General features: G+C 60.0%; 21 protein-coding genes, 1 other RNA gene and 1 riboswitch. Of the genes, 16 read left to right on the top strand and 6 right to left on the bottom strand.

The genetic code is table 11. The annotated features are described in order from the left end of the window. Positions 1-14: 14 nt before the first annotated feature. Positions 15-1,877, bottom strand: a complete 1,863-nt coding sequence (locus VWY75_RS07860; RefSeq protein ID WP_416538211.1) for a DNA polymerase III subunit gamma/tau — start codon at positions 1,875-1,877, stop codon at positions 15-17. Positions 1,878-2,107: 230 nt separating this feature from the next. On the opposite strand from VWY75_RS07860, the gene VWY75_RS07855 reads away from it, so the two are divergent. Beyond that, positions 2,108-2,659 carry a protein-tyrosine phosphatase family protein gene (locus tag VWY75_RS07855; RefSeq protein WP_416538246.1) on the top strand — a complete coding sequence of 184 codons (552 nt, stop codon included), beginning with the start codon at positions 2,108-2,110 and terminating at the stop codon, positions 2,657-2,659. 125 nt (positions 2,660-2,784) lie between these two features. On the opposite strand, the gene VWY75_RS07850 is transcribed toward VWY75_RS07855, so the two are convergent. The 3 genes from VWY75_RS07850 to VWY75_RS07840 form a co-directional block, all read right to left on the bottom strand. Beyond that, a complete protein-coding gene (locus VWY75_RS07850; RefSeq protein ID WP_416538212.1) occupies positions 2,785-3,198 on the bottom strand; it encodes a hypothetical protein in 414 nt (137 codons plus the stop codon). A 91-nt stretch (positions 3,199-3,289) separates the two neighbouring features. After that, positions 3,290-3,531: riboswitch (cobalamin riboswitch) on the bottom strand. 207 nt (positions 3,532-3,738) lie between these two features. After that, an RNA gene (gene ffs, locus VWY75_RS07845) (signal recognition particle sRNA small type) lies at positions 3,739-3,837 on the bottom strand. An 86-nt stretch (positions 3,838-3,923) separates the two neighbouring features. After that, positions 3,924-5,792 (bottom strand): 5'-nucleotidase C-terminal domain-containing protein, encoded by a 1,869-nt coding sequence (locus VWY75_RS07840; protein ID WP_416538213.1) that lies wholly within the window; start codon positions 5,790-5,792, stop codon positions 3,924-3,926. Between the two features lie 314 nt (positions 5,793-6,106). Here VWY75_RS07840 and nudC point away from each other — a divergent pair, with 314 nt between their 5' ends. Both nudC and VWY75_RS07830 read left to right on the top strand, forming a co-directional pair. After that, positions 6,107-7,102 (top strand): NAD(+) diphosphatase, encoded by a 996-nt coding sequence (gene nudC / locus VWY75_RS07835; RefSeq protein WP_416538214.1) that lies wholly within the window; start codon positions 6,107-6,109, stop codon positions 7,100-7,102. Positions 7,103-7,171: 69 nt separating this feature from the next. Then, positions 7,172-7,639: an SRPBCC family protein gene (locus tag VWY75_RS07830; RefSeq protein WP_340546709.1), complete on the top strand. Its 468-nt coding sequence runs from the start codon at positions 7,172-7,174 to the stop codon at positions 7,637-7,639. 102 nt (positions 7,640-7,741) lie between these two features. Here the strand turns inward: VWY75_RS07830 and VWY75_RS07825 are convergent, their stop codons facing one another. Continuing rightward, the gene (locus VWY75_RS07825) at positions 7,742-8,575 is read right to left on the bottom strand and encodes a prephenate dehydratase (RefSeq protein ID WP_340546710.1); all 834 of its coding nucleotides are present in this window, start codon (positions 8,573-8,575) and stop codon (positions 7,742-7,744) included. Positions 8,576-8,693: 118 nt separating this feature from the next. Between VWY75_RS07825 and VWY75_RS07820 the strand changes: the two genes are divergently transcribed. From VWY75_RS07820 to fnrL, 6 genes are all read left to right on the top strand, one after another. Then, a complete protein-coding gene (locus VWY75_RS07820) occupies positions 8,694-9,197 on the top strand; it encodes a c-type cytochrome (protein WP_340546711.1) in 504 nt (167 codons plus the stop codon). 232 nt (positions 9,198-9,429) lie between these two features. Next, the gene (locus VWY75_RS07815; protein WP_416538215.1) at positions 9,430-11,352 is read left to right on the top strand and encodes an extracellular solute-binding protein; all 1,923 of its coding nucleotides are present in this window, start codon (positions 9,430-9,432) and stop codon (positions 11,350-11,352) included. A 9-nt stretch (positions 11,353-11,361) separates the two neighbouring features. Further along, positions 11,362-12,447 (top strand): microcin C ABC transporter permease YejB, encoded by a 1,086-nt coding sequence (locus tag VWY75_RS07810; RefSeq protein ID WP_340546713.1) that lies wholly within the window; start codon positions 11,362-11,364, stop codon positions 12,445-12,447. A gap of 3 nt (positions 12,448-12,450) precedes the next feature. Continuing rightward, positions 12,451-13,557, top strand: a complete 1,107-nt coding sequence (locus VWY75_RS07805) for an ABC transporter permease (protein ID WP_340546714.1) — start codon at positions 12,451-12,453, stop codon at positions 13,555-13,557. A gap of 88 nt (positions 13,558-13,645) precedes the next feature. Beyond that, entirely contained in the window at positions 13,646-15,256 is a 1,611-nt protein-coding gene (locus VWY75_RS07800; protein ID WP_416538247.1) for an ABC transporter ATP-binding protein, read from the top strand. A gap of 293 nt (positions 15,257-15,549) precedes the next feature. Further along, complete coding sequence (gene fnrL / locus VWY75_RS07795; protein ID WP_340546715.1) at positions 15,550-16,290, top strand: transcriptional regulator FnrL; 741 nt, start codon at positions 15,550-15,552, stop codon at positions 16,288-16,290. Between the two features lie 62 nt (positions 16,291-16,352). Here the strand turns inward: fnrL and VWY75_RS07790 are convergent, their stop codons facing one another. Continuing rightward, positions 16,353-17,192, bottom strand: coding sequence for a universal stress protein (locus VWY75_RS07790; RefSeq protein ID WP_340546716.1), 840 nt, complete (start codon positions 17,190-17,192; stop codon positions 16,353-16,355). Positions 17,193-17,399: 207 nt separating this feature from the next. On the opposite strand from VWY75_RS07790, the gene ccoN reads away from it, so the two are divergent. The 7 genes from ccoN (at position 17,400) to VWY75_RS07755 (ending at position 24,244) form a co-directional block, all read left to right on the top strand. Then, positions 17,400-19,010, top strand: coding sequence for a cytochrome-c oxidase, cbb3-type subunit I (gene ccoN / locus VWY75_RS07785; protein WP_416538216.1), 1,611 nt, complete (start codon positions 17,400-17,402; stop codon positions 19,008-19,010). 13 nt (positions 19,011-19,023) lie between these two features. Further along, positions 19,024-19,752, top strand: a complete 729-nt coding sequence (ccoO, locus tag VWY75_RS07780) for a cytochrome-c oxidase, cbb3-type subunit II (RefSeq protein ID WP_340546718.1) — start codon at positions 19,024-19,026, stop codon at positions 19,750-19,752. A gap of 12 nt (positions 19,753-19,764) precedes the next feature. Next, a complete protein-coding gene (locus VWY75_RS07775; RefSeq protein ID WP_340546719.1) occupies positions 19,765-19,962 on the top strand; it encodes a cbb3-type cytochrome c oxidase subunit 3 in 198 nt (65 codons plus the stop codon). Next, complete coding sequence (ccoP, locus tag VWY75_RS07770; protein WP_416538217.1) at positions 19,959-20,828, top strand: cytochrome-c oxidase, cbb3-type subunit III; 870 nt, start codon at positions 19,959-19,961, stop codon at positions 20,826-20,828. Before VWY75_RS07775 ends, ccoP begins: the two co-directional genes overlap by 4 nt. A 153-nt stretch (positions 20,829-20,981) precedes the next feature. Then, positions 20,982-21,782, top strand: coding sequence for a transglutaminase-like domain-containing protein (locus VWY75_RS07765; RefSeq protein ID WP_416538218.1), 801 nt, complete (start codon positions 20,982-20,984; stop codon positions 21,780-21,782). Positions 21,783-22,337: 555 nt separating this feature from the next. Continuing rightward, entirely contained in the window at positions 22,338-23,777 is a 1,440-nt protein-coding gene (ccoG, locus tag VWY75_RS07760) for a cytochrome c oxidase accessory protein CcoG (RefSeq protein ID WP_340546722.1), read from the top strand. Next, entirely contained in the window at positions 23,774-24,244 is a 471-nt protein-coding gene (locus tag VWY75_RS07755; RefSeq protein ID WP_340546723.1) for a FixH family protein, read from the top strand. Before ccoG ends, VWY75_RS07755 begins: the two co-directional genes overlap by 4 nt. The last annotated feature ends 6 nt before the right edge of the window (positions 24,245-24,250 follow it).

Here is a 24,250-nt window from a genome sequence, read left to right as displayed (position 1 = left end):
ACCTGCAAAGCAAGTTACTCTTCTTCGAAGGGATCCCATTCGTCCTCGACCTCTGGCAGGGCGTCTGCTTCGACCTCGGCGGCGAGGTCTTCGGCGGTGCGGATCTTGATGATCCTGGCCTTGGGGAAGCTGTCCAGAACGGCCTGTACGATCGGATGTTGACTGGCCTTGTCGCGCAGGGCGTTTTCAACTGCATTGTCGCGTTCGGTGATCGTCTCACCACCGCCTTCGTTTGCGATGGAAATGACCCAGCGTGCCTGCGTCCAGGTCTGCAGCTGCTGGCCAAGGCGTTGTGCCAGATCCTTGGGCGCGTCATCGGTGGGCTGGATGGTGATCCGCCCCGGCTGGTAGGAGACCAGCCTCAGGTAGGTTTTGACATATTCCAGCAGCAGGCCATCCCGGCGGACGCGAATCAGTTCAACGATATGTTCAAAGCTGGGGTATCGGGCCAGCGCCTGATCCATCTGCGGCGCAAGGGCAGTGGCCGGTCCGCCGCCCGTGGCGGAGATGGTCTGCGACATCGTCGGCCCGCTGCCAGGGCCGGGCTGATAGCCGGAGGCTGTCTGACCCGTGTTGTGGCCGGAGTTTTGATTCTGGCCGGTGTTTTGGCCCGCATATTGCCCGGCATGGTGCCGCTGCGCGCCCGCCTGCGGCAGGGGGGCGCCATTGCCGGGGCCAGCTGGTGGCGGCGGGGTGTCCTGAAGCGTGCGCATCAGCTGTTCGGGGGTTGGCAAATCAGCCACATGAGTCAGACGGATCACGGCCATTTCGGCCGCCATCATCGCGTTGGGGGCGGCGGCAACCTCCTCCAGAGCCTTCAGAAGCATCTGCCACATCCGCGTCAGCACCCGCATCGGCAGGGCTTCGGCCATCTGGCCGCCACGGGCGCGCTCATCGGGGCTGACGGTGGGGTCTTCAGCCGCATCAGGCGTGATCTTCACCACAGAAACCCAATGGGTGATCTCCGCCAGATCGCGCAGCACCGCCAACGGGTCTGCGCCCTCGGCATATTGCGCACTGAGTTCCGTCAGTGCCTCCGCCGCATCGCCGCGCAGGATCATGTCCATCAGGTCCAGCACCCGGCCGCGGTCGGCAAGGCCCAGCATGGCGCGGACCTGATCGGCGGTGGTCTCACCCGCGCCATGGGAAATCGCCTGATCCAGGAGCGAGGTGGCATCCCGGGCAGATCCTTCGGCGGCGCGAGTGATGAGCGCCAGCGCGTCGTCGGCAATCTGGGCGCCCTCAGCCGTTGCGATCTTGCGCAGGAGGGCAATCATCACCTCCGGCTCGATCCGGCGCAGGTCAAACCGCTGGCAGCGCGACAGCACCGTCACAGGCACCTTGCGGATTTCGGTGGTGGCGAAGATGAACTTCACATGCGCGGGCGGCTCCTCCAGCGTCTTCAAGAGCGCGTTGAAAGCACTGGTCGACAGCATGTGAACTTCGTCGATGATGTAGATCTTGTAGCGGGCCGAGGCGGCGCGGTACTGCACCGAGTCAATGATCTCGCGGATGTCTCCGACACCTGTGCGCGAGGCCGCGTCCATCTCCATCACATCGACATGGCGACCTTCCATGATCGCCGTGCAATGCTCGCATTTGCCGCAAGGATCGGTGGTGGGGCCGCCCTGGCCATCCTCGCCGATGCAGTTCATGCCCTTGGCGATGATCCGGGCGGTTGTGGTTTTGCCGGTGCCGCGGATGCCTGTCATGATGAAGGCCTGGGCGATGCGATCGGCGGCAAAGGCGTTCTTCAGCGTCCGCACCATGGCGTCCTGACCCACCAGATCGGCAAAGGTCTCGGGCCGGTATTTGCGGGCCAGAACCTGGTATTGACCCGAGGTTTGGTCTGCTGTGTCGCCTGCTGTGTCGCTCATGATGTCTCGTGCCAGATTCGGGGGTCGGTCGTTGATGTCCGGGTAAAGTAGGCAAGCCCGCGCGTGGCGTCCACCGCTGATGGTGGTCGCGGCAGGATAAGGGGTGTGTACCATCGGGCTTTCAGAAACCATTAGGTGCAGGGCCGACAGATCGCTACATTGGAGGATGTGATCGTCCGGGGGGATTGCTGGCGTAGGATCAGGCGGTGAATTGGCAGTGGGGGCTGACCATGGAGGATGGATCTCAACACGGTGACATCGAAGAGGAGCGGGCCGGGGGCACGCTGATCTTGCACGCGCTTTCGGTGGCGGATGGTATTCTGGCGCTATGCCCGCTGCCCGGTGCAGGGGGCGATTATCGTGGCGATATGGACCACATTCGAGAGTGGCAGCCCGGTTTGGTCATTTCGATGACCACGGAGGAGGAACATGCCGCAGTTGGTGCCGAGACGATCGGAACGGATCTGCAGAGTATCGGCAGCCGATGGATACATTTGCCCGTCCCTGATTTCAGTGCGCCGCCGCCGGAGATCCTGAGCCGTTGGCCGGAGGTCAGCCATCTGGCGCGCAAGGCGCTTGTTGGCGGTGGTCGCGTGCTGGTGCATTGCCGGGGTGGCTGTGGCCGGTCTGGCATGGTGGTGCTGCGGCTGATGACGGAATGCGGCGAGCGGCCGGATCTGGCGTTGGCACGGCTACGGGCCATTCGCCCCTGCGCAATCGAGACCGACGCTCAGATGATCTGGGCGTATGGCCCGAGGCGTATTCCCGGCAAAGGCACCTGACAGCGGCTGTGTGAAACGGGCCGGCGCGGGGAGATGCTCCCGCCCGGATATGACCTTCGGCAAGGTCATATCCCGTTGGGCGTGGCGCCGCGCAAGCGCGGCGTGCGGTGCTTTCAAAGCGGCGTTCAGCTGAAAGCTGCGAGCTGCGGAGGGGTGATTCGGGCCATCTGAGGTGCCAGCGGCACAGCCTGTGCCAAGCCGCAGGGGTAATCCGGCAGCTTGGCAAGGGGGAGGCTGTCAGCCGAGGGCAGAAAGAGGGCATCCGCGAAACGGTCAAGACCGGCCAGATCCGCCTCTTGCGAGACACCACAATAAATGCGGATGCGGTCATGTCTGGCGGCAAATCTCGCCTCGCAGGGCCGGTCGCAGGCGGTCAGCTCGCATGTCCCGGCAATTTCGAAGTCCTCGGTTGTGACGGCTTTTGCCTGTCCCATGGCGGCGGCGAGGCGCGCAATCATGCGCTCTGCCGCCGGGCAGGGTTGCCCCAGATGCTGGCAGGTGCTCAGGGAATAGCCATGTGTCGTATCAGTCCAGTTCATTGCGCCCTCCGCGCGAAGGAGGGGATGAACGGTCAGAGCTGGCAGGCCAATCGGCGGACATGCAGACCCTGCCAGGACACCCCGCCCGGTTTCGAGTTTCTCATCAGATGGCAGGTCTCCTGACTCGCGGGTCGCGGCAACTTCGGGGCCTTCCCAACACCGTGGGATCCAACGGGATCCGTGGCATCAGTGGCATGGTCCGAGGTTGCTCACCGCTTACAGTTGCGGGGGCAGTCGCGGCATTGATCCGGTATGTCTACCATCTCGCACCGTGTTCCCTTTTCATCCTGATCGCGTGGCAGCGATGCAGGAACCATCTGCCACTAGGGCTAGCGGCTGGCGGGGCGAGTCGTCAAGCGCTACCTCAGGGGGTGGGGTATTTCTTCGGCGTATTGCCTACCATATCGGGGAGGAGTGGCGCCCCGTGCCACTATATATAGCGGCAATGCCAGAGTCGTTTGGTGTGGTGGATCAGCGGCCAAACTGGCAAGAGGCAGCTAACTCTGCCGTGGGCGGCGACTGAATGTCGGGGATGGGGGGAGGTGAGAGGTTGGACATCGACCCAAGCGGGGCTCGTTGTGGCTGCTTCCTTCCGGATCTGACCAGGTTGGCGAGGCGCTTGCCCGCGCCAACCTCTCACTGGTCGATATAGGAGGGCAGATCAGGAATGGCAAGCCCGTCTGACCGCAATAAGGCGCATGGCAGCGGGCGCATTCAGGCGGGGATCAGAGCTTGACACCGATCCGCAAAAATCCGTCGGCGGTTGTGCCGTACAAATTGTGGCGGGCCGGGTCGAGATCGGTGAGATATGTGCGGGCGCCGGGTCCGGTAAAGATCTCGACCTCGGTCGAGGGGTGATTGGACAGCCGCCAGGGGGGCGGCGCTTGTTCCAATGGATCGCGCATCAGGCGCCCGGCGACATAATCGCAAATCACGTCCCTGACCCGCAGGGGGGGCGTCGGCAGGCGGGTCGCGGCCTGGGCCATCGTGAAGTTGCCGCCGCCGCCAATGCGGTAACTGCTTACTGCTACGGCGAAATGTTGGTTCTCTGGTATTGGAGCCCCTTTCCAGCGCAGATTGCGGATTCGGTGATTGCTGGGGTCAATCAGCTCACCATCGCTGGCAAATCTGGCAGGTACGGAGACATCGATGTCGTATTGCAGCCCAAAGATGACATCAAAGTTGTGACCGGCCCGGTCCGTGTCCAACAGCGGGTCTCCAGAGGTGCCCGGCGCGATCTGATTGAAGAGACCCGCCGACATTTCCAGCCAATCGCGCAGCTGGGCACCATTCAGAACCACCGTGCGCAGCTCGTTCGGGAAGGGCTGGATGTCGACGACATGGCGCATGTACATCTGGCCGGCCGGTACATCTGTGTAGTTGGACGGACCTGACCGGGCGCCGAATTTGCCGGGAGCGGTCGCTGAGAGCAGTGGCAGGTTTCCGGCAACGGTATCTCGCAGGGCGGGGCGCACCGCAGCGGCCTGGGCCCAGGCCACCAGCGCGAGGGCCTGATCGCGACCAAGGAAGGTGAAATAAGAGTGCAGCGGTCTGCTGGTGCTGCCGACAGGCTGGGCCATCCGCCTGCGTGTCTCTGCGTGGTCTTCTGCGAGGGCGTCGACCATGACGGGGTCTTCGGCCACCAGGGGAACGAGCATGCCACCCGCGCCGGCGATGGTCTTGCGCCGGGCGATAGGGCGCAATCTGCAGGTGGTTTTGGTCACGGTCCAGCGGCCCGATTGCAGCTGGACGTGCAGGTCGATCACGCCGAGGTGTGAGCCATGGGCACCCGGCATCACCACAGGCGCGGATACGGGGTGGCGCGGATCCGGCAGGGTCAGATGAGTGTGACCTCCGATGATGGCGTCCAGAACGCCAAGATCTGCAAGCGGGTGGAGTGCGTTCTCAATGCCGTATCCGGTAGTTTGCTCTCCGATACCGGTATGGGCCAGCGCGATGACGATATCGCAGCCCCTGGCGCGCAACGCGTCGGCCTGCCGGGCGGCACATTGCACCATGTCGTCGATGGTGACGCGACCCTGCAGCTGATGCGCGGCCCATTTCAGGGTTTGCATCGGCAGAACCGAGAGCACGCCGATCCGAAGCGGCAGATCCTCCGAACCGGGGAAAACGCGTTCGAGCACTGCGGACTGGCAAAAAGGCAAGGAAGCCTGCGGATCCACCAGCTGCATATTTGAGCAGATGACGGGGCAGGAGATCTGCAGCAAGGCCTGCCTGAGCTGATCCAGGCCGAAATCGAAATCATGGTTGCCGAGCCCGATGGCATCGTAGCCGAGTAGGTCGAACGCGCGGGCAACCGGGGCCGGGCGGGTCTCGCTGAGCTGCATCGGGCGCTCTGCTATCGGGGTGCCGAAGATGCTGTCGCCATTGTCGACAAGCAGCGTCGCGGCGCCTTTGGTAGCGGCTTCCTCGCGCGCCTCAGCGATCAGTGTGGCAACACGAGAGAGCCCCAGGCTTGGGTCGGGGCGATCAGAATAATAGTCGTGACTCAAAAGATTAGCATGCAGATCCGTGGTCGCCAGAATGCGCAGGGATCCGACCTTTTCGTCTTCGGTTTGATCCGATCCTGTCATATTGCGTTTCTTAGCGGTCTCACGGCGAACCCCGGGGTGGCATTGATTGCCAATTTATTAACAAGCCTGTTTGCCTGTTTGAAGCAATCAAATGTGACGCCCGAAAGTCGCTTGTTGCCGAAAATTCTAATCAATCGCGTTGCTTTCCACTTGAGATGCTGCGGAATTACGGTTTTCACCTGTTGCGAGGGGTCAGGATATTTCTAGATCACTGTGGCGCAGAGGAAACAGCTTATCATCTCATAGATGTATTTCTCTGCCAGATTCAGGTGCTGCGACACATCAGTGCGCAGACGTAGCAGCGGGGCAGCGCGATGCGACAGGCGGAACAAGTGACATTTGGTGGCAGCGGTCTGGACCGGGCCGCACAGCTCCGGGATGATCCGGCGGCCCTGACAACACGCTGGCAGAGCGAAAATTGCCGTATCCTTTTGATTTGGAGAGGGAAACCGCTATGTACGCTACCCGAGGCGGGAGTGGAGAGCGGCGCTGTGCCGGATGCTCTGGCCTGGATCGGGTCCGATCATCCCCTGGCGACGGCAGGTGTGGGGCAGGCGGTCTTCCTGGGATGCTGTGCTGCTGGTTTGGCACGGTTCTCGCTTGATATCAGTGGGTGGCAGCCAGACAATCATGACGAGAGCGCGCTGCGCAGCTTTGTCGACAACAGTGAACAGCGGCACCCGGATTTGCCCACTGACACGGGGTTTGTGGAGCTGCGCCGCATCATGGCACAACTCAGCCGCGAGGACGCCGAACTGGCAGCGATGGCACGGGCGGTGTTCGGCTGGCATCACAGCCATGGGTTCTGCGCCTGTTGTGGCGCGAAAAGCAATATGGCGCAGGCTGGCTGGCAGCGGCTTTGTCCCAGTTGCGGTGCGGCCCATTTTCCGCGTACCGACCCGGTGGTCATCATGCTGATCACCCATGGTGATGCCGTTCTGGTTGGTCGCTCGCCGGGGTGGCCGGAGGGGATGTATTCGCTGCTGGCCGGTTTCGTGGAGCCGGGAGAAACGCTGGAAGCAGCCGTGAGACGCGAGACGGAAGAGGAAACAGGGGTGAAGGTCGGCGCCGTCAGCTACCTGTCCAGCCAGCCCTGGCCGTTTCCTATGTCGTTGATGTTCGGCTGCGCGGGCGAGGCTCTGGGGCGTGAGATCACCATCGACCCGAAAGAGATCGAAGCGGCGCGCTGGGTTTCGCGGCAGGAGATGATGACGGTTTTTGAAGGGGGCCATCCTGAAATTCGCAGACCGCGCAACGGCGCAATTGCACATTTCCTTTTGCAGAACTGGCTTGCAGATACACTGGATTGAGACGAATAGTAGAATTCAGCTCAAGACTGCCATTGGATCTTGCAGATCCGCCGTAACGACAGGATGCCCATGGATTTCTCCAGCAAAGAAGACATCGACGCACCTATCGCCGAAGTCTTTCGGTCGATTTCTGATTTCGAGAGCATGGAGCGGATGGCGTTGCGTCGGGGTGTCGATGTGCAGCGCCTGGGAGATGCGCAGCATCCGGAGAACGGGCTGGCCTGGGACATCGAATTTCAGTTCCGCGGAAAGAAGCGCAATCTGCATCTGTCGCTCAGCACCTACGAGCCGGTAACTCAGATGATTCTGAGCGGCACGGGTAGCGGGATGGATGGCACGATGGATATTGAGCTGCTGGCGCTGTCGCCCCAGCGCACCCGGCTTTCCGTGACCCTGACGCTGACACCGAAGACACTGTCAGGGCGTTTGATGGTTCAGTCGCTGAAACTGGCCAAAACCAAACTCAAGCGTGGTTTCAAGAAGCGGGTGTCCGAGTTCGCCAAGCAGACGGAAGAGCGCGTCAATCGTTCAGCCTGAGCGTGGCCCGCGGGCCAACCGGCTGCTGGGTTGGATTCGGGATGACCGATCCGGGGCCGGTAGCTGAGGCCGCCATCGACGCGTTAGCCGCGACGACACCGGTCAGAATCGGTCGTCATTGGCCGGGTAGACACCCAGTATTTCAATGTTGGTGGTGAAATAGGCCAGCTCGTCCATGGCGAGCTGCACATTTGGATCGTCGGGATGACCGTCGATATCTGCATAGAACTGGGTCGCTGTGAAGGACCCGTCGACCATGTAGCTCTCCAGCTTGGTCATGTTGATACCGTTGGTCGCGAATCCGCCCATCGCCTTGTAGAGAGCTGCCGGGATGTTGCGGACCTGAAAGACAAAGCTGGTGATCATGCCGTGGTTGCCACGGCGCTCCAGATTCGGCTCACGCGACATGGTCAGGAAGCGCGTGGTATTGTTGCCATGATCCTCGATATGGCGTGCCAGCACCTCAAGGCCGTAGATCTCTCCGGCCAATTCGCTGGCCAGCGCCGCATGGCTCTTGTCGCCTTGTTCAGCGACATCGCGCGCGGCGCGGGCGTTGTCCGGGCTGACGCGGCCGCGAATGTTGTTTTCGCTGAGGAAACGCGCACATTGCGGGAGCAGCACCAGATGCGAATGAGCGTCCTTGATATCCTCAAGCCGCGCACCAGGAACGCCAAGAAGATTGATATGCACCCGCACAAAGGCCTCATCAATGATGTGCAAACCGCTGTGGGGCAGCAGGCGGTGGATATCCGCAACGCGCCCGTAGGTGGAGTTCTCCACCGGCAGCATCGCCAATTCGGCTTCGCCGTTGCGGACAGCGTCAATGGCATCCTCGAAGTTGCGACAAGGCAGCACGTCCATGTCGGGGCGCTCCTTGCGGCAGGCTTCGTGGCTGTAGGAGCCAAGCTCCCCCTGAATGGCAATTCTATGGGTCATAACTGCGACATCCGTGCAAAACTTCAAAAACGGGCGTTTCGTCGCGCTGTCTATACCTTGCCACTTGAGAGGGGAAGCCTTAGACACCCTCCCAGACAGCTGAAATGGACTCGCGATCATGTTTGACACGATGACCCTTACCAAAGCGACCGCAGGCTTTTGCGGCGCTTTCCTCGTGCTCCTGCTAGGCAAATGGGCCGCAGAGGGGCTCTATCACACCGAAGCTCATGGCGAGGCTTCCTATGTGATCGAAGTGGAAGAGGCAGGTGCGGAAGAAGTAGTTGAAGTCGTCGACTTCGGCGAACTGATGGCCGCAGCAGATGTTGGCAAAGGTGCCAATGTCTTCAAGAAATGCTCCGCCTGCCACAAACTCGAAGCTGGTGCCAATAGCACCGGTCCTTACCTCTACGGAGTCGTTGGTCGCCCGATTGCTGCCGCAGATGGCTTTGGCTATTCCGCGTCGCTGGCGGGGATGGGCGGCGAATGGACAGCTGAAGAGCTCGATGCCTTCCTGACCAAGCCATCGCAATATGCGCCGGGCACCACCATGAGCTTCAGTGGCCTGAAAAAACAGAGCGATCGGGTGAACCTGATTGCCTATCTGGACAGCCTCGACAACTGATTTCAGTTGCTTTTGCCCATGATCAAAAGACCGCGCCAGTTGGTGCGGTCTTTTTGCTTTCGGGGTGTGCTGGTGCGGATTTGATGTCTAGGCAGGCGGGTTCATGCCCTGACATCGGTTGACACACGGGAAATTCAGCCAATCTGAACTTGAATGTAGGGGGTCGGCCCGCTTAGCTTTGGGACAGAGAATGATCCTGGCAGCGAAGGCCGGACAATGGAGGTATTGGCAGATGAAGACGCCCACCACACCGCGTCGTGCCGTTTTGGCCCGAGCGATTGATCCGCAACCGCTTTTCCGGGCCGTGATGACAGGGTTTGCCGCATTTGCGATGCTGGCACTGGCCGCTACCCTGGGACATGCCGAAGACAAGGTAATCAAAAGCCACGGGTTCACCGAATTTGGAGAGTTGAAATATCCCGAAGGCTTTGAACATTTCGACTACGTCAATCCAAAGGCGCCCAAAGGGGGCGAACTGTCTCTGTCGGCGGTGGGCACCTTTGACAGCATGAACCCCTATACCCGCAAGGGTCGGGGCGGCGCGATGTCGGCGGACCATTTTGAATCGCTGATGATTGGATCCTATGACGAGCCGGGATCCTACTATGGGCTGCTGGCCGAAAGCCTTGAGTATCCCGAAAGCCAGGATTGGGTGATTTTCAACATGCGCCCCGAAGCGCGGTTTTCGGACGGAACCCCTGTCACAGCTGAGGATGTGGTGTTTTCCCACAACCTGCTGCTGGAGCAGGGATTGCAGTCCTATGCGGAGGCGGTGAAGAAACGCATCCCCAAGGCCGAGGTTCTTGGCCCGCATCGGGTAAAATTCTACTTTTCGCCGGATTTCCCGCGCCGGGCGATGATCACGCAGGTCGGCGGCACCTCAGTGTTCTCCAAGGCATGGTTCGAGGCAGACACGGAGAACCGCCGCCTGGATGAGCCGCGTCTGGATCCTGGCATCGGATCAGGTCCCTATGTGGTGGAAACGGTCGATGTGAACCAGCGCATCATCTACAAACGCAACCCCGACTATTGGGGTAACGACGTCAACGTGAACGTCGGGCGTCACAACTATGACCGCATCCGCATCGAGTATTTTGGCGACAGCGTGGCCGCGATGGAAGGGTTCAAGGCAGGCATTTACACCATGCGGCCAGAAAACAGCTCCAAGAGCTGGGCAACGTCGTATGAGTTCGATGCGGTCAAGGAGGGGGATGTGGTGAAGGGGGAATTCCCGGATGGCAATGTCCCGGCCGCCAGTGGGTTTGTGATGAACCTCCTGCGCCCCAAATTCCAAGATCCGCGCGTGCGTGAGGCGGTTCAGCTTGGCTATAATTTCGAATGGACCAATGACAGCCTGCAGTATGGGCTGTTCGCGCAGCGCCATTCCTTCTGGCAAGACACAGGGCTGGAAGCCAAGGGCCTCCCCGAGGGGCGCGAACTGGAGGTGCTGAAGGATCTGGGCGATCTCATTGATCCAGCGCTGCTGACCAGCGAACCGGTGATGGCTCATAGCTCCAACCCGGATCGTCCGGCGGATCGGCGTAACCTGCGTCGGGCCATGAAGCTGCTGGATGAGGCTGGATGGACTGTTGGCAACGACGGTCTGCGTCGCAACGCCGAAGGAGAGCTGCTGAAGCTGGAATTCCTGATCGATTCTCCGACGATCGAACGGATCGTGCAGCCCTATATCGCCAATCTGCGCCAGATAGGGATCGACGCGATTTCCAACCGGGTCGATTTTGCGCAATATACCAGCCGCCGTCGTGAAAAAGACTTCGACATGATTACCTACGCCTACCCGAAATATCTGCAACCTTCGACCGGGCTCTATCAGCAGTTTGGGTCTGACGCGCACGAGTTTTCGGTGTTCAACCCGGCTGGAATGGCGGACCCAGCAGTTGATACGCTGATCGGCGCGATCGTGAAGGCGGAAGAACAGGAAGAACTATATGCCAATGTGCGTGCCCTAGATCGCGTCCTGCGCGCCAAGCGGTTCATGGTGCCGACCTGGTATCTGGATGTGAACTGGGTGGCCTATTGGAATTTCTATGAGCAGCCAGAGACCCTGCCGCTGTTCGATCTGGGGCTGAGTGATGTCTGGTGGGTCAACGCCGAGAAAGAAGCGGCATTGAAATCCTCCGGCGCGTTGAGGTAAGCGCCTGACATGGCAGCCTATATCCTTAGACGTTTTCTTCTGGTGATCCCGACCCTGTTCGGGATCCTCGTCATCAATTTTGCTCTGGTGCAATTTGTGCCGGGGGGGCCGGTTGAGCAGATGATCGCTCAGCTGGAAGGCGGCGGTGACGTCTTTGAAGGCTTCGCCGGGGGCGGCGGGGATGCGGGCAGTGAGGCCGTTGCCGCCAATGACAACTACGCTGGCCGACAGGGGCTGCCGCCGGAGCTGATCGCAGAGCTGGAACGGCAGTATGGCCTGGACAAGCCGCCGTTGGAGCGGTTCCTCCTGATGGTCGGCAACTACATGCGCTTTGACTTTGGGGAGAGCTACTTTCGCAAGATTGATGTGATGGATCTGGTGCTGGAGAAAATGCCGGTGTCGATCTCCCTGGGGCTCTGGTCGACGCTGATCGCCTATCTGATTTCGATCCCGCTGGGCATCCGCAAGGCGTTGCGCGATGGCAGCCGGTTTGACACCTGGACCAGCGGTCTGATCATCGCAGCCTATGCGATCCCCGGCTTTCTGTTTGCGATTCTGCTGCTGGTGCTGTTTGCCGGCGGCTCTTACTGGCAGATCTTTCCACTGCGGGGGCTGACCTCCGACAATTGGGAGAGTCTCAGCCTGTTTGGCAAGGTAGCGGATTATTTCTGGCACATCACGCTGCCGGTAGTCGCCTCGACCATATCCGCCTTCGCCACGCTGACGCTGCTGACGAAGAACTCCTTTCTGGATGAGATCAAGAAGCAATATGTCATGACGGCACGGGCCAAAGGGCTGAGCGAGCGGCGCGTGCTCTACGGCCATGTCTTCCGCAACGCGATGCTGATCGTAATCGCGGGTTTTCCAGCAGTCTTCATCGGTGTGTTCTTCTCCGGCAGCCTGATCATCGAAACGATCTTCTCGCTCGATGGTCTGGGGCGGCTGGGGTTCGAGGCGGCCGTGGCGCGCGACTATCCGGTGATCTTTGGCACGCTGTTCATCTTTGGTTTGATGAGCCTTGTTGTCGGCATTATCTCCGACCTCATGTATGTGATCGTCGATCCGCGTATCGACTTTGAAAAGAGAGAGGGCTGACAGATGGCTTTGTCTCCGCTCAACCAGCGCCGCTGGAACAATTTCTGCCGCAATCGCCGGGCTTTCTGGTCGCTGTGGATCTTCTCGGTCCTGTTTGGCATTTCGCTCTTTGCCGAGTTCATCGCCAACGACAAACCGATGCTGGTCAACTACCGTGGTTCATATTTTACCCCGGTGTTCAATTTCTACCCGGAGACAGTCTTTGGTGGCGATTTCCAGACCGAGGCGGCGTATCGCGACCCTGAGGTTCGGTGTCTGATTGCCTCCGGCGGGATCGAAGACTGCTTTGACGACCCCGAAACTATTCTGGAAGAGATCGAGGCCGGTACATTTTCAGCAGACGGGTTCGTAGAAGGATGGGCCATCTGGCCGTTGATTCCCTATTCGTTTAACACCACGGTCGACCGGCCCGGTGCGGCACCGCTGCCACCGAATGGAGAGAACCTGCTGGGCACCGATGACACCAAACGGGATGTGCTGGCGCGGGTCATTCATGGTTTCCGTCTGTCGATCCTGTTTACCCTGATGGTCACCGGTGCAGCAACATTGGTCGGTATTGCTGCGGGTGCGGTTCAGGGGTTCTTTGGCGGGTGGCTGGACCTGATCTTTCAGCGCGTGATCGAGATCTGGGGATCCATCCCGCAGCTCTATGTCATCATCATCATGTTTGCGATCCTTGGGCGCAGCTTCTGGTTGTTGGTGGTGCTGATGATCCTGTTCAGCTGGACCGCCCTTGTGAGCGTGGTGCGGGCCGAGTTCCTGCGCGCGCGAAATCTGGAATACGTCCGCGCTGCCAAGGCGCTCGGGGTCGGGAATATGACCATCATGTTCCGCCATATGCTGCCCAATGCGATGGTGGCGACGCTGACGTTTCTGCCTTTCATCGTGACGGGCACAATTGGCACGCTTGCAGGGCTGGACTTCCTCGGCTTTGGCCTGCCGTCCTCGGCGCCCTCGCTGGGCGAGCTGACCTTGCAGGCAAAACAGAACCTGGAGGCGCCCTGGCTTGCTTTCACCGCGTTTTTCACCTTTGCCATCATGCTGTCGCTGCTGGTCTTCATCTTTGAAGGGGTGCGCGATGCCTTTGACCCGAGAAAGACCTTCTCATGACCGGTTCAGGCTCTAATCCGCAGAATAGAGGCGTCGCGGCCTCCTGTTCGCCGCCGTGCGATGGTGCGACCCGCAAATGCTCCAACCCATGGGCAATCCGATGACAACACGCGATCAAACTGCGCCGCTATTAAACGTCGAGAACCTGCGCGTGTCTTTCCGCCAGGATGGAAAGGTGACCGAGGCCGTGCGCGGTGTGTCCTTCTCTGTTGGTCGCGGCGAAACAGTCGCGCTGGTGGGGGAGAGCGGGTCCGGGAAGTCGGTGACTGCGCTGTCCACCGTGTCATTGCTGGGGGACAGCGCCACTGTCAGCGGGTCTGTCACCTACGACGGACAGGAAATGGTCGGCGCCAGTGACCGCCGCCTTCGGCAGGTGCGCGGCAACGATATCAGCTTCATCTTTCAGGAGCCGATGACCTCGCTCAACCCGCTGCACTCGATCGAGAAACAGCTGGCCGAGTCGCTGGCACTGCATCAGGGGCTGGCGGGCGCTGCGGCGCGGAACCGGATTTTGGACCTGCTGAACCGGGTTGGTATCCGCGACGCTGAAACCCGTCTCGATGCCTATCCGCATCAATTGTCGGGTGGTCAGCGCCAGCGGGTGATGATCGCGATGGCCTTGGCCAACCAGCCCGATATCCTGATCGCGGATGAACCCACCACCGCACTGGATGTCACGATCCAAGCCCAGATCCTTGAACTGCTCGGGGACCTGAAGGCCAGCGAGGGCATGGGGCTGCTGTTCATTACCCACGACCTGAGCATAGTGCGCCGGATCGCGGATCGTGTCTGTGTCATGCAGGCCGGAGTAATTGTCGAGACCGGACCGACAGCTGAGATTTTCGCCAATCCGCAGCATCCCTATACCCGCAAACTGCTGGATGCCGAACCCACAGGCCAGCCGGAGCCGGTGCCTCAGGCTGCTGAAGAGTTGGTTCGGACCGAGGATCTGAAGGTCTGGTTCCCCATCCAGAAAGGCTTGCTGAAACGTACCGTCGGCCATGTGAAGGCTGTGAACCCGACATCGCTTTCGGTGCGGGCGGGCGAAACGCTGGGCATCGTCGGCGAAAGCGGCAGCGGCAAGACAACGCTGGCTCTTGCCATCATGCGGCTGATTGCGTCGGACGGGCGTGTGGAGTTCCAGGGACAGGATCTGCGCCAGTGGTCTACGAGGGATCTGCGGCGGCTGCGTGCCGATATGCAGATCGTGTTTCAGGATCCTTTTGGCTCGCTCAGCCCGCGTATGACCTGCGCGCAGATCATTGCCGAAGGTCTGGCAATCCACAATGTCGATCAGGATCGGGATCCTCGGGATCTGGTGGCTGAGGTCATGACGGAGGTTGGTCTCGATCCGGCCTTTATGGATCGTTATCCGCATGAGTTTTCCGGCGGCCAGCGGCAGCGGATCGCCATTGCGCGAGCCATGGTGCTGCGGCCGAAACTGGTCGTGCTGGACGAACCCACATCGGCGCTGGACATGACGGTACAGGTTCAGATCGTCAACCTGCTGCGCGACCTGCAAAAGCGCTACGGGCTGGCCTATCTGTTCATCTCCCATGACCTGAACGTCGTGCGCGCGATGTCGCACAAGATGATCGTGATGAAGCAGGGCGATGTGGTGGAGGCGGGATCCGCTGCGGAGCTCTTTGCCAACCCGTCGGATCCTTATACGCGGCAGTTGCTCGCTGCGGCTGGATGAGGGCTTGTTTCGGCGGATAGGCCGGATCCTGAGCTTTGGTTCCGATGGCATGGGTGTCGCGACAGTTTGGCAGATCCGGCTTGCTGAAACGGCTGAGGCTGTCGCCGGCGCCTAACCTGCTGAGATAGCTAACAAGACTGCCCTGCACGGGTTATGTGGTGGGGCGGCCGTCCGGTGGGTTGGCACATCATGCCAACAAACGCGGCGTCGCCAATTGTGATTTGCGCGGCACATGTTTAAGTTGGTGGTTGCAGGTTGGCTTTGGCCTTGGCGCAGATCAAATCGGATCAATCATGAACGCTCCTACCATTCACAATGTGAACTGCGGCGATTGCCCCATTCGTCACCGCGCTGTTTGTGCGCGCTGTGATGCGGATGAATTGGAAGTCCTGGATTCGATCAAATACTACCGTACATATGAGGCCGGTCAGCCGATCACCTGGTCCGGCGACCGGATGGATTTCGTAGGGTCGGTTGTGTCCGGCATTGCGACCCTGACGCAGACGATGGAAGATGGCCGCACCCAGATGGTCGGCCTGCTCTTGCCCAGCGATTTTGTCGGGCGACCGGGGCGCGATACGGCTGCCTATAATGTCGTGGCGACATCCACGGTGGTCATGTGCTGTTTTCGCAAGAAACCGTTTGAGGACATGATGTCCCAGACGCCGCATGTGGCGCATCGGTTGCTTGAGATGACGCTGGACGAACTGGACGCGGCGCGGGAATGGATGCTGGTTCTGGGACGCAAGACAGCGCGCGAAAAAATCGCCAGCCTTCTGTCCATTCTGGCCCGGCGCGATGCGTCCCTACAGCGCCACAAGGACAGCAATCGGCGGGTATTCGATCTGCCGCTCACCCGGGAAGCAATGGCTGACTATCTGGGGCTGACGCTGGAGACAGTCAGCCGACAGGTCTCAGCCCTGCGTAGGGATGGTGTCATTGAACTGGAAGGCAAACGGCATGTGACCGTGCCCGACATGGGCCGCCTGATGGAAGAAGCCGGCGACGACAGCGACGGGGGCTGTCTGATCTGACTTTCCGATAGAGCGCATGAGCAAGGGGCCTGCAACCGCGCCCCTTCTTTTTTGGACCGCAGCTAATGCGCCATCAGAACCGGGACTTTGGCCTTCTCAAGCATGTTGCGGGTCGCACCGCCCAGGATTGCCTCGCGGAACCGGGAATGGCCGTAGGCGCCCATTACGATCAGATCGGCAGCCGTATCCACGGCGTGGCGGTTCAGCACATCGGAGACCCGGGTCATTGTTTTGCTCAGTACGTCGATCTCACATTTGACCCCGTGGCGTGACAGCATCTGGCAGAGCATTCCACCTGGATCGGAACGTTCTGGGCCGTGCTGCGGCGGGTCAATCACCACCACACGCACCACATCCGCTGCCTGAAGCATCGGCAGCGCCTTGCGAATGGCGGTCATCGCTTCGATGCTTTCGTTCCAGGCAACCAGAACGGTTTTGGGTTGGTCGGGCAGTGGGCAGTCATCTGGAACCACCAGTACCGGCGCGCGGCCTTCGAATAGGGCGGCCTCGACGATGGCCTCCGCTTCGGCGGGGCGATCCTTGCCATAGGGCTGGCCCAACACAACAAGATCAGAGAACCGCGCCATTCGTGCAACATGACGGCCGATATCGGCCATTTGCGCGACACCGGTCTCGACGTTGAAAGTCACGGCGGATCGCGTCAGCCGCTCGGTGGCGGCGGTTTCGATCTCGGCCACCTCCTCTTTGGCGCGGGCAAGGGTCTCCTGCAGTACCATCGCGTTGGCACCGGCGTAGTAGTACCCGGTCTGGGTGCGATCCACCCCCAGGCACAGGGCATCCAGATGGCCGTCGCTCAGGCGGGTCAGCGAGATGGATTGCTCCAGCTGGGCTCCGGTGTTTGCGGGTGTGGTCAGCACAGTCAGTAGTGTTTTGTAGGACATATTAACCTCACATGAGTATGAGCGACCGCAACAAACTTGTGGTTGTGCCGCGTGTTGCGCCATTGTGAAGGTGCTTCTCACATTCTGCGGCAAACCGTCTTGATACAGATCAAGGCGTTGTCCGGCGCAGTTTTGCATTTAAGGCTCAGAAAAAATCTGTCTGACGCGACCCAGAGAATCGTGTCGGGCAAGGAAAAGGGACGCAAGATGTCTAATTATATCAAGCTGATCGCGCTTGGTTTGGTCACGCTCTTTGCGATGATCGCGACCAATTACGCGCGGGATTTGGCCTATCAGGTTCATGCGATCATCATCATGATCGTGGCTGGTGGGCTGTTTCTATACACCCTACAACACACCGATGAGCCTGTGACTGCAACGGGATCGTTACAGGGCGAGTACTTTGACAGTGTTGTACGCGCCGGTGTGGTCGCAACCGCGTTCTGGGGTGTGGTCGGGTTTCTGGTCGGGGTGTTCATCGCCTTCCAGCTGGCCTTTCCGGTCCTGAACTTCGAATGGGCGCAGGGGCTGGCGAACTTTGGGCGGCTCCGTCCATTGCATACCTCGGCGGTGATTTTCGCCTTTGGCGGTAACGCGCTGATTGCGACATCTTTTTATGTGGTGCAGCGCACCTCGGCCGCCCGTCTCTGGGGGGGCAATCTGGCGTGGTTTGTGTTCTGGGGCTATCAGCTCTTCATCGTGCTGGCGGCGACCGGATATCTCTTCGGCTCGACCCAGTCGAAGGAATATGCCGAGCCGGAGTGGCACGTTGACCTGTGGCTGACCATCGTCTGGGTTGCCTATCTCGCGGTGTTCCTGGGCACCGTCATCAAGCGCAAGGAGCCGCATATCTATGTGGCCAACTGGTTCTACCTCGCCTTTATCGTCACCGTGGCGATGCTGCATCTGGTCAACAACATGACCATCCCGATCAGCATCTGGGGATCCAAATCCGTGATCCTTTGGTCCGGTGTGCAGGATGCGATGGTGCAGTGGTGGTATGGCCACAATGCCGTCGGATTTTTCCTGACTGCGGGGTTCCTTGGCATGATGTATTATTTTGTGCCCAAGCAGGCGGAACGACCGGTGTTTTCATACAAGCTGTCGATCATCCACTTCTGGGCGTTGATCTTCCTTTATATCTGGGCGGGTCCCCACCATCTGCATTACACCGCGCTGCCGGATTGGGCGTCGACCCTTGGCATGGTGTTCTCCATCGTGCTGTGGATGCCCAGCTGGGGCGGCATGATCAACGGCCTGATGACACTGTCGGGTGCCTGGGACAAGCTGCGCACCGACCCGGTGATCCGAATGATGGTAATCTCTATCGGCTTCTACGGCATGTCCACCTTTGAAGGTCCGATGATGTCGATCCGCGCGGTGAACTCGCTGTCGCATTACACCGACTGGACCATTGGTCACGTTCACTCCGGTGCGCTTGGCTGGAACGGCATGATCACCTTTGGTGCCCTCTACTTCCTGGTGCCGGTTCTGTGGAAACGTGAGCGCCTCTATTCGCTCAGCCTGGTGTCCTGGCACTTCTGGCTGGCGACAATCGGCATCATTCTCTACGCGGCGTCGATGTGGGTGACCGGCATTATGGAAGGCCTGATGTGGCGTGAAGTGGATGCCAACGGGTTCCTTGTGAACTCCTTTGCCGACACCGTGGCTGCAAAGTTCCCGATGTATGTGGTGCGCGCCCTCGGCGGGGTCCTGTTCCTCGCTGGTGCTCTGATCATGTGCTACAATCTCTGGATGACCGTACGACGGGCGCCGGCCAAAGAGGCCAGCCTGACCGTTGCGGTTCCGGCTGAATAAGGAGGGCCGGACAATGGCAATTCTCGACAAACATAAAATCCTCGAGACCAATGCGACCCTCCTTCTGGTGTGCAGCTTTCTGGTTGTCACCATCGGTGGGCTGGTCCAGATCGCACCGCTGTTCTGGCTGGAAAACACCATCGAAGAGGTGGAAGGCATGCGCCCCTACACCCCGCTGGAGCTGGCCGGGCGTGACATCTACATCCGCGAAGGCTGCTATGTCTGCCACAGCCAGATGATCCGCCCCATGCGGGACGAAGTGGAACGTTACGGTCCTTATTCGCTGGCAGCGGAGTCGATGTATGACCATCCCTTCCAGTGGGGGTCCAAACGGACCGGCCCGGATCTGGCCCGTGTGGGTGGCCGCTATTCTGACGAATGGCACGTGGATCACCTGCGCGACCCGCAGTCGGTTGTCCCGGAATCGGTGATGCCCAAATATGGCTTCCTTGAGAACAACCGGATTGACGGCGAATACATCGGCGATGTGATGGCGGCGAACGCTTTTGTCGGTGTGCCCTATTCCGACGAGATGCTGGAAAATGCAGAGGCCGACTTCCGCGCCCAGAGCAATCCCGACGCCGATTATGACGGGCTTCTGGAGCGCTATGGCGAGAAGGTCAGCGTACGCAATTTCGACGGTCAGCCTGGGATCTCCGAGGCCGACGCGCTGATCGCTTATCTGCAAATGCTGGGGACTTTGGTTGATTTCTCGACCTTCACCCCCGCAGCCAACCGCTGATTGGAGGCAGGCATGGATATCTACACTCTGCTTCGGGAATTTGCGGACAGCTGGATGTTGCTCTTTCTGTTCGTGTTTTTCCTGGCTGTTGTGATCTGGGCGTTCCGCCCCGGCAGCAGCAAGGTCTACAAGGACACCGCCAACATCCCCTTCCGGCATGAAGACAAACCCGCCCCAGAAATGGGTAAAGCCAAGGAGGCGCGGTCATGAGCAAGAAAGTGAAGAAGTTCGAGGACGATCCGAATACCACCGGCCACAGCTGGGACGGGATCGAGGAGTTCGACAACCCGATGCCACGTTGGTGGCTCTGGACCTTTTACGCGACCATTATCTGGGGCATTGGCTATACCATCGCCTATCCGGCCTGGCCGGGCATCCAGTCTGCAACTGCCGGTGTGTTGGGCTGGAACTCGCGGGCGCTGGTGGCAGAAGAAATCGCCGCGGTGAACGAGGCGAATGCCCCGATCAACAGCCGCCTTGAGGAGATTGAGCTTGCGTCGATTTCCACCGATCCCGAGCTGAACGGCTATGCGGTCTCGGCTGGTTCTGCGGTGTTCAAGACCTGGTGCGCCCAGTGTCACGGTGCCGGTGCCGCCGGGGCAAAAGGGTATCCGAACCTGTTGGATGACGATTGGCTTTGGGGCGGATCGATCGAGGATATCCACGCGACGATCGCCCATGGGATCCGCAACGAAGAAAGCGACGAGGCGCGTTATTCGGAGATGCCAGCCTTTGGTCGCGATGAGTTGCTGGAGAAGGAAGAGATTGATCAGGTCGTGAACTTCGTGATGTCGCTTTCGGGCGATCCTCAGGATGCGACGAAGGTGGAGGCGGGCGCGGTGGTCTTTGCCGACAATTGCGCCTCATGCCACATGGAGGACGGTACCGGTGACCGTTCGCAGGGCGCTCCGAACCTGGCCGATGCCATCTGGCTCTATGGCGGGGATTACGCAACCCTGACAGAGACCGTCCACAATTCACGTTACGGGGTCATGCCAAATTGGAACACGCGTCTGACCGAGGCGCAGATCCGCGCGGTTTCGGCTTATGTGCACCAGTTGGGTGGCGGCGAATAGCTCTGCCTGTTTCGTGTCGCTAGATATAATCTCTGGGGCTGCCTTCGGGCGGCCCCATCTGTGTTTTGATAAGGTGAGTTGTGGCGGATTTTTTGCTTGAAGCTACAGTTGCTGTAGGGTTTAGCAGGGTGGGGCAACCAGATAGGTGACCCCATGTCAGATACCCGCTTCCTTACCGCAACCTCTATGCTGGATATCACCGCGCCAGCAATTTCTGCTTTGATTTCAGCGCGTGGCTGGCAGCAGCTCGCACCCGCTGACCGGATCGGCGCCGCCTATACCTACGTCCGCAATGATATTCTGTTTGGCTATAACATCGCTGATACGCGGACGGCATCGCAGGTTCTGGCGGACGGCTACGGCCAATGCAATACCAAGGCAACCCTGCTGATGGCGCTGCTACGGGCGCTTGGCATTCCGTGCCGTCTGCATGGCTTCACCATTGATAAGAGCCTTCAGCGCGGCGTTGTACCCGAACTGGTGTATTGGATGGCTCCGCGCAATATCCTGCATTCCTGGGTTGAGGTTCAGTTGGACGGCCAATGGATCAACCTGGAGGGTTTCATCCTGGATCAGGGCGTGCTCGGGGCTTTGCAGGCGGCATTTCCGGGGCGCGACACGCTATGTGGCTATGGCGCTGGCACCGATTGCCTGCAAGCGCCGATGGTCGTATGGCAAGGGCGCGACACCTATATTCAGAAAACCGGGATCAATGCAGATCTTGGTATGTTCGATAGCCCGGATGCCTTCTACGCCCGCCACCGGCAGGACCTGCGCGGCATACGCGGTTGGCTCTATCGGAATGCCATTCGTCATTGGATGAACCATCGGGTCGCCGGGATCCGTCGCGGGCAGGTGCCGGTACTGCCAGGTGGGAGTAGTACATTGGAACCGCAGTTCTCCAGTCCGCTTCTTGCCGCGGACACCGGCCCGTATTCAACAGAGGGAGAGTAGATTTTGGCCGGTCTTTGATCCCGGTCAAATACAATGGACGGGATGCCGGATAGTCTTGCCTCATCAGACAGTGCCACCGATGTGCCCTTTCCAGCGCCGGTGGCCGTCCAGTCCGCCACCTGTCTTGCAGGGAAACGGACCCAGCGTCGGCTTTTCGATCTGTTCGCGCGTTTCCTGAAAAGCCGACGCTCTCGCTATCCCAAGCGTTCATCTCCATATGCGGTGCCGGTTGCTCAGCCGATTGGGTTCTATCCCGCTGGCCACAATCACGCTAGGCTTGTTCCCGGAGCGCGGGACCGGTGACATCTAGAGGCTGCGCCCTGGTGTCACATCTGCGACGTGGCGACGCGGCCGACCGCGAGGAGAGGAGCGCAAAGGCCTCTACTTTATGGATTTATTGGGCGCGCCGTGGTTTTGGACGGAATGCCGCGCCCGGTTGACGATGTCGTCGCGACAGCAAAGATGTGTTCCGCATACGCGTTTGATCCACGTCAAGGTTCGTCCGGGGCGCATCTGGGACAACCGCTGCAACAATGCAAGATTTGGAGTGAGTCCGTGAGCGATTCCGATCCCGCCCCCAGCCTATATGCCGCCAGAGAGCCGATTTTCCCCCGCCGCGTGTCCGGCGCCTTTCGTAACCTGAAGTGGTATATCATGGCGGTAACGCTGGGGATCTACTACCTGACGCCATGGATCCGCTGGGACCGTGGTCCGGCGCTGCCCGATCAGGCGGTGTTGCTGGATCTGGCCAATCGGCGGTTTTACTTCTTCTGGATCGAAATCTGGCCGCATGAGTTCTATTTCGTTGCGGGCTTGCTGATCATGGCAGGGCTGGGGTTGTTTCTGTTCACCTCGGCGCTGGGGCGTGTCTGGTGCGGCTATGCCTGCCCGCAGACGGTCTGGACGGATCTGTTCATCCTGGTCGAGCGCTGGGTCGAGGGGGATCGGAACGCGCGCCTTCGCCTGCACCGCCAACAGAAGCTGGATTTTCGCAAGGCGCGTCTGCGGATCACCAAGTGGGTGCTCTGGCTGTTGATTGGTCTCGCAACCGGGGGGGCCTGGGTCTTCTATTTTGCAGATGCACCGACACTGCTGCATGATCTTGTCACCGGGAATGCCCACCCGGTCGCTTATACCACTATCGCCATCCTGACCGGGACCACTTTCCTGTTCGGTGGTTTTGCGCGTGAGCAGATCTGTATCTACGCCTGCCCCTGGCCACGCATTCAGGCGGCGATGATGGACGAGGATACGCTGACCGTCGGCTACCGCGAATGGCGGGGAGAGCCGCGCGGCAAACCGCGCAAGACCGATGAGCCGGGGCTGGTCCACGGCGATTGCATCGACTGTATGGCCTGCGTCAACGTCTGCCCGATGGGGATCGACATCCGCGATGGTCAGCAGATGGAATGTATCACCTGTGCGCTTTGCATAGACGCCTGCGATGATGTGATGGAACGGATCGGTAAGCCGCGCGGGCTGATCGACTATATGGCGCTCAGTGACGAGGCGAATGAGCGCGCAGGCCATCCACCCAAGAACATCTGGAAGCATATCCTGCGCCCGCGTACGCTGATGTATACGGCACTCTGGGGGGGCGTTGGTCTGGCGCTCCTGTTTGCCCTGTTCATCCGTTCGGACATCGAGTTGACGGTGGCCCCGGTGCGCAACCCGACCTTTGTGACGCTCTCGGACGGCTCGATCCGTAACACTTATGATGTGCGGTTGCGGAACAAGACTGGAGAGCCACGCCCGTTTGAACTTTCGATCAAGGGAGCGCCAGGCATGCAGCTCACGCTGGAAGGCATTGATGGCTCGATCGTCACGGTGCCTGCCGATACCAGCCTGCTTCAGCGCGTTTATATCGTGGCACCGAAATCCGCCGATGCCGCCGCAGCGCGCAGCACGCCGGTGCGGATCTGGGTTGCAGATATCGACAATGGCGAACGTGCGTATAAGGATACCAGCTTTAACGGGAACGGGAGCAGCCAATGACCGAGGGCAAACCGACACGACAGTTCACCGGCTGGCACGCGCTTATGATCTTCGGCGGCGCCTTCACCGTGATCATCGCTGTCAATATCGCGCTGGCGGTCAATGCGGTGCGGACGTTTCCCGGGCTGGAGGTCAAGAACAGCTATGTCGCAAGCCAGAGCTTCGATGCCCGTCGCGATGCGCAGCAGGCTCTGGGCTGGTCAGTCTATGCCTCGGCCGCCGGGGATCAGGTGAAACTGGAGATCACCGATGCCAATGGCGCACCGGTTGAGGTGGCACATTTGGCAGCGACACTCGGCCGTGCCACCCATGTGAAGGATGATCAGACACCTGATTTTCGCTTTGACGGTACGGCCTATGTCGCAGCTGCGCAGCTGAGCGCGGGCAATTGGAACATCCGAATGGTGGCCCGGGCCGAGGATGGCACCGAATTCACGCAGCGGGTCATCCTGCATGTGGCGCGGTAACTGGCC

The organism is Phaeobacter sp. JH20_08 (assembly GCF_048056635.1).
Taxonomy (GTDB): Bacteria; Pseudomonadota; Alphaproteobacteria; order Rhodobacterales; family Rhodobacteraceae; genus Phaeobacter; species Phaeobacter bryozoorum.
This window is presented reverse-complemented; position numbering and strand designations above follow the sequence as displayed.

Excerpts from the sequence above, each read along its gene's own strand:
- VWY75_RS07860 (WP_416538211.1), bottom strand. The coding sequence starts at position 1,877 with ATGAGCGACACAGCAGGCGACACAGCAGACCAAACCTCGGGTCAATAC.
- VWY75_RS07855 (WP_416538246.1), top strand. The coding sequence starts at position 2,108 with ATGGAGGATGGATCTCAACACGGTGACATCGAAGAGGAGCGGGCCGGG.
- VWY75_RS07850 (WP_416538212.1), bottom strand. The coding sequence starts at position 3,198 with ATGAACTGGACTGATACGACACATGGCTATTCCCTGAGCACCTGCCAG.
- VWY75_RS07840 (WP_416538213.1), bottom strand. The coding sequence starts at position 5,792 with ATGACAGGATCGGATCAAACCGAAGACGAAAAGGTCGGATCCCTGCGC.
- nudC (WP_416538214.1), top strand. The coding sequence starts at position 6,107 with ATGCGACAGGCGGAACAAGTGACATTTGGTGGCAGCGGTCTGGACCGG.
- VWY75_RS07830 (WP_340546709.1), top strand. The coding sequence starts at position 7,172 with ATGGATTTCTCCAGCAAAGAAGACATCGACGCACCTATCGCCGAAGTC.
- VWY75_RS07825 (WP_340546710.1), bottom strand. The coding sequence starts at position 8,575 with ATGACCCATAGAATTGCCATTCAGGGGGAGCTTGGCTCCTACAGCCAC.
- VWY75_RS07820 (WP_340546711.1), top strand. The coding sequence starts at position 8,694 with ATGTTTGACACGATGACCCTTACCAAAGCGACCGCAGGCTTTTGCGGC.
- VWY75_RS07815 (WP_416538215.1), top strand. The coding sequence starts at position 9,430 with ATGAAGACGCCCACCACACCGCGTCGTGCCGTTTTGGCCCGAGCGATT.
- VWY75_RS07810 (WP_340546713.1), top strand. The coding sequence starts at position 11,362 with ATGGCAGCCTATATCCTTAGACGTTTTCTTCTGGTGATCCCGACCCTG.
- VWY75_RS07805 (WP_340546714.1), top strand. The coding sequence starts at position 12,451 with ATGGCTTTGTCTCCGCTCAACCAGCGCCGCTGGAACAATTTCTGCCGC.
- VWY75_RS07800 (WP_416538247.1), top strand. The coding sequence starts at position 13,646 with ATGGGCAATCCGATGACAACACGCGATCAAACTGCGCCGCTATTAAAC.
- fnrL (WP_340546715.1), top strand. The coding sequence starts at position 15,550 with ATGAACGCTCCTACCATTCACAATGTGAACTGCGGCGATTGCCCCATT.
- VWY75_RS07790 (WP_340546716.1), bottom strand. The coding sequence starts at position 17,192 with ATGTCCTACAAAACACTACTGACTGTGCTGACCACACCCGCAAACACC.
- ccoN (WP_416538216.1), top strand. The coding sequence starts at position 17,400 with ATGTCTAATTATATCAAGCTGATCGCGCTTGGTTTGGTCACGCTCTTT.
- ccoO (WP_340546718.1), top strand. The coding sequence starts at position 19,024 with ATGGCAATTCTCGACAAACATAAAATCCTCGAGACCAATGCGACCCTC.
- VWY75_RS07775 (WP_340546719.1), top strand. The coding sequence starts at position 19,765 with ATGGATATCTACACTCTGCTTCGGGAATTTGCGGACAGCTGGATGTTG.
- ccoP (WP_416538217.1), top strand. The coding sequence starts at position 19,959 with ATGAGCAAGAAAGTGAAGAAGTTCGAGGACGATCCGAATACCACCGGC.
- VWY75_RS07765 (WP_416538218.1), top strand. The coding sequence starts at position 20,982 with ATGTCAGATACCCGCTTCCTTACCGCAACCTCTATGCTGGATATCACC.
- VWY75_RS07755 (WP_340546723.1), top strand. The coding sequence starts at position 23,774 with ATGACCGAGGGCAAACCGACACGACAGTTCACCGGCTGGCACGCGCTT.